This window comes from Vibrio sp. 10N.261.52.A1 (assembly GCF_002876325.1).
In the GTDB taxonomy this organism is placed as follows: domain Bacteria; phylum Pseudomonadota; class Gammaproteobacteria; order Enterobacterales; family Vibrionaceae; genus Vibrio; species Vibrio chagasii.
The window spans coordinates 1-2,514 of the sequence record NZ_MCYD01001146.1 but is presented as its reverse complement, the minus strand read 5'-3'; the positions used below and the strand labels follow the sequence as shown (position 1 = coordinate 2,514).

Annotated in this window: 4 protein-coding genes; 1 reads left to right on the top strand and 3 read right to left on the bottom strand. The window is 44.2% G+C overall.

The window, feature by feature from the left end:
- Nucleotides 1–81: 81 nt before the first annotated feature.
- From BCT81_RS24510 to BCT81_RS24500, 3 genes are all read right to left on the bottom strand, one after another.
- Nucleotides 82–603: an NADPH-dependent FMN reductase gene (locus tag BCT81_RS24510; protein ID WP_004737969.1), complete on the bottom strand. Its 522-nt coding sequence runs from the start codon at nucleotides 601–603 to the stop codon at nucleotides 82–84.
- A 173-nt stretch (nucleotides 604–776) separates the two neighbouring features.
- On the bottom strand, nucleotides 777–1,040 hold the full coding sequence (locus BCT81_RS24505) for a YfcL family protein (RefSeq protein WP_004737967.1): 264 nt from the start codon (nucleotides 1,038–1,040) through the stop codon (nucleotides 777–779).
- A 9-nt stretch (nucleotides 1,041–1,049) separates the two neighbouring features.
- The gene (locus BCT81_RS24500; RefSeq protein WP_102426155.1) at nucleotides 1,050–1,580 is read right to left on the bottom strand and encodes an elongation factor P hydroxylase; all 531 of its coding nucleotides are present in this window, start codon (nucleotides 1,578–1,580) and stop codon (nucleotides 1,050–1,052) included.
- Between the two features lie 299 nt (nucleotides 1,581–1,879).
- Here BCT81_RS24500 and BCT81_RS24495 point away from each other — a divergent pair, with 299 nt between their 5' ends.
- Nucleotides 1,880–2,503, top strand: a complete 624-nt coding sequence (locus BCT81_RS24495; RefSeq protein ID WP_061033724.1) for a trimeric intracellular cation channel family protein — start codon at nucleotides 1,880–1,882, stop codon at nucleotides 2,501–2,503.
- Nucleotides 2,504–2,514: the final 11 nt, after the last annotated feature.

Below are 2,514 nucleotides of genomic sequence, written 5' to 3'. Positions count from 1 at the left end.
GGGGTCAGTTCACTCTCGGGCTTTTTTATCTGATGACTTAAACTTTCAAACGACTTTACTGGGTTTAAGCACTAATAAGAGTTAAAGCTTAGCGACGGCTTCTTTAATCTGCTGTGCGATCTCTTCGTTGCTGATAGCGCCAGATTCAAAGTCGAAGTTATCGTAGAAGCTTGGTACTGAAACCGATGCTTTTACGTTACCGCCAAAGTACGGTGCAGAACCTGTTGCCGCGCCAAGTACTGTTTGTGCACCACCAGGGCCAGGAGACGTCGCTAGGTATACCGCAGGCTTCTCACCAAACACTGAACGCTCAATACGTGTCGCCCAGTCAAATAGGTTTTTGTACGCTGCTGGATAGTGGCCATTGTGCTCTGCGAAAGAGATAACAAATGCGTCCGCTTCAGCTAAGTCACGCAAAAATGCTTGAGCACCTTCAGCTTGGCCAATCTCTTTTTCAGTATCTTCACTGAACATAGGAACGTTGTAATCATTGATGTCGAGAACTTTTACGTCAGCATCTTCAATCAAGTTAGCTGCGTAAGTTGCTAGTGTTTTGTTGATAGAGGTAGAGCTTGTGCTTGCGCCGAATGCGATAACTTTCATGATGTAACCCTTTCTGTAATCTCGTTAAGTAGGATTAGAATAACGTAGTCAGAAAATGGAACCATCACAAGGATTGGACAGACTCATTCAAAAATTTCGAATGAGTCTCAAACTTCACTGCTCAGCAAAATGGAAAGGAAGGGACTGAGCAGATAATGATAAATAACCCGCGATTAAGCTTGGTTTTGCAGCTCAACCCAAAGGTCATTCACAATAGTGCGATCTGCTGGTGTAAGTTCAGAGCGAGCATCATCTAGGCTCTTCTCAATACGCGCTTTCACTTCAGCCAAATCCTCAATGCCTTCTTCTTCACATGAAGCCACTGAAAGAGAGATATGACCACGTAAGTAACCACCCGCAAACAGTTCGTCGTCTGATGCGTTTTCAATGCGAGCATCAATTACTTCAAGTAGTTTTTCTTCAAATTCGATAATCATAATATTCTCTTATTTCACAATAAACTGGCTAGCACACAGAGGTTCTACATCGTAGAAGTCGCGCAACGCTTCGGAAAGCATTTTGACTCTTGGTGGAAGACCAACTTCTAGGATACCCATCACTTCTTTGTGTACTTTATGCATAAAGGCCAAACGATCTGGCTCAAAATCGCCGTGTAGATTGTCACAGCTAACATTAAAAGGAAAGCCTGCACTGGTTGCAATGATCCATTCATACGCTTGCGGGCGGATTTCTACCTTTTCAAACTCAGCTTGAACCGCTTCTGTTCGGCCATCTGGCTCATACCAATAACCAAAATCTTCCAGTAGACGACGCTCAGGGCCCGCTACACACCAGTGCGCGATCTCGTGCAATGCCGAGGCATAGAACCCGCGAGCAAACACGATACGATGGTGAGAAACCTGCTCATCGGCTGGCAGATAAATAGGCTCATCTTCACCCAGTTCGAGTTTAGTATTGAAGCTCTCGAAAAAGGTTTGGTTGAAGATATTGATGATGTCTGGGTATTGGTGCGTCATAGAATCAAATTAAAGTAAAAAGAACAGGCGCATTTTGCGTTTTTTTACACGCTCGGTAAAGCCCTATTAGGGGTAGTGACATTAGCAATATCGTTATCCTATAGGTGGACAATCGATTGCAGCATCCAGATTACACCACTTTTAGGTGAATGATTAGTTTAGCTAATCTGAAATGCTTATTCACGGTACAAATATTCATTCGTAAATCGCCAGTTTTACTACTACACTCGCGCTTCATTTTTATATCTCCAAGGCCTATAAGACTCCAATTTATAGACCTAAATAATAGAGCTACAGCAATGCTACTAAGTGTTTTGTATATCATTGGCATCACGGCAGAAGCCATGACCGGCGCTCTCAGTGCTGGTAAACAAAAAATGGATTGGTTTGGTGTAATGTTGGTTGCCAGCGCAACGGCTATTGGCGGTGGTACAGTGCGAGACATCTTGCTTGGTCACTACCCGTTAGGTTGGGTTGAGAACCCTGAGTTTCTCGCGATTACTTGTGTGGCTGGCGTTGTCACAACAGGCCTAGCTAAGTGGGTTATTAAACTTAAAGGCTTGTTCATTCGTCTAGATGCACTAGGTCTGATTGTATTCAGTATCATTGGTACTAAAGTGGCGATGAACATGGGCCTTCATCCTATGATCTGTATGGTATCAGCACTGGTTACTGGCGTATTTGGTGGTTTGCTGCGTGATCTTATCTGTCGCCAAACACCGCTGGTGCTGCATGAAGAGCTTTACGCCTCTATCGCACTGATTGCTTCAGGCTTATACCTAGGCTTACTCGAGTTTGGCATTAACGATGTCACTGCAACGATTGTGACACTTGTGGTGGGTTACTTGCTGCGTATGGCAGCAGTGAGATTCAAATGGCGCTTGCCTTCATTCCAGCTTGATCCTGAAAGCTCTGTGCATTAATAACAAATACC

Coding starts and splice junctions, on each gene's coding strand:
- BCT81_RS24505 (WP_004737967.1), bottom strand. CDS start 1,040: ATGATTATCGAATTTGAAGAAAAACTACTTGAAGTAATTGATGCTCGC.
- BCT81_RS24495 (WP_061033724.1), top strand. CDS start 1,880: ATGCTACTAAGTGTTTTGTATATCATTGGCATCACGGCAGAAGCCATG.
- BCT81_RS24510 (WP_004737969.1), bottom strand. CDS start 603: ATGAAAGTTATCGCATTCGGCGCAAGCACAAGCTCTACCTCTATCAAC.
- BCT81_RS24500 (WP_102426155.1), bottom strand. CDS start 1,580: ATGACGCACCAATACCCAGACATCATCAATATCTTCAACCAAACCTTT.